The sequence below is a fragment of the Phenylobacterium sp. genome (genome assembly GCF_041916435.1).
In the GTDB taxonomy this organism is placed as follows: Bacteria; Pseudomonadota; Alphaproteobacteria; order Caulobacterales; family Caulobacteraceae; genus Phenylobacterium.
Genome location: NZ_JAYRZM010000032.1, coordinates 1 through 1,143, shown reverse-complemented (window position 1 = coordinate 1,143; position 1,143 = coordinate 1). Strand labels below are relative to the sequence as shown.

The following is a 1,143-nucleotide window of genomic DNA, read 5'->3' as shown; positions in this document are numbered from 1 at the left end:
AGCGCCGGGGCGGCGACGTAGTAGCATTGCGCGCCGACGAGATCGGCGAGGTGCGAGGCGGTCTCGTGCGGGTTCATGGCGGAGCCGCGCGTCAGGCCGCCCAACAGCGAGACCACCGACAGCCGGCCGAGCTGGCGGCGCGGCACCGACTGGATGGAGAGCCTCAGCGTGCGGCCCCAGCCGACGCCCACCGACATGCCGTCCTTCAGCCGCGCCGACAGCGCCGCCGCGGCGGCGGTGGCGATGACCTGCGGGATCAGCTCCTGGTTGGGCGGCGTGGGCACCACGGTGGCGTCCTCCAGGCCGTAGCGCTGCTTCAGCTTCTCCTCGAGCTCGACGCAGGAGGCGAGCCTGCCGGTGATGTTGATCTGGACGAGGCCCTGGTCGCGGGCCTGGGCGAGGAGGCGGTTCACGCGGGTGCGGTTGAGGCCGAGCTTCTTGCCGATCTGCGCCTGGGTGAGGCCGGCGACGAAATAGAGCCAGGCGGCGCGGGTGGCGAGCTGCTCCTCCGGGTCGACGCTGAGGCTGACCCCGAAGGCGGGCGCCAGGTCAGGCAATGTGCGGGTGTCGGCCTCGCCCATGCTCGCCTCACGCGCTGCGGTGGAAGGCCGCCCAGGGAATGTCGAGCGCCGTGTCGTTGGTGAGCGCGTCGAGCAGGGCGGCGGTGAGCGGCAGGGCCTTCCGGTCGAGCGTGCCGGCGGTCATCATGGCGCGCAGCGTGGCGGCCACCGTGACGCCGAGCTCGGCGCCCTCGATGGTGTCGCCCTTCATCGGGCCGTCCTTGGTCTGCCGGTAGGTGAGGCCGCGGCCGAGATTGTTGCCGAGCCTCGAATTGCGGCCGGCCTGGGCCGTGACATAGAGATCGCCCGCGCCCGGCATGCCCCAGACGCTGTGCTCGGTGCCGCCATGGGCGCGCACCAGCACCATCAGCTCGCGGATCGCCTGGTCGAAGATGATGGCGGCGGCGTTGTGGTTGAAGGCGCGGTTCTCGGTGGCCGCCATCTTCTCGAGATGCCCCGCCGCCCAGCCGACGGCGATGGCGAAGAAGTTCTTGAAGGCGGCGCAGATCTCGACGCCGATCACGTCGGGCGAGAGGCGCGGGTGATAATAGTCGGTCTCCAGCATGTCGCAGAGCTGCTGCGC

Annotated in this window: 2 protein-coding genes; both read right to left on the bottom strand. The window is 71.1% G+C overall.

The window, feature by feature from the left end:
* The coding region (locus ACE3TA_RS22625) for a sugar-binding domain-containing protein (protein ID WP_374576583.1) at positions 1–581 on the bottom strand (581 nt) is incomplete at its 3' end.
* 7 nt (positions 582–588) lie between these two features.
* On the bottom strand, positions 589–1,143 hold a 555-nt coding region (locus tag ACE3TA_RS22620), incomplete at its 5' end, for a hypothetical protein (RefSeq protein WP_374576582.1).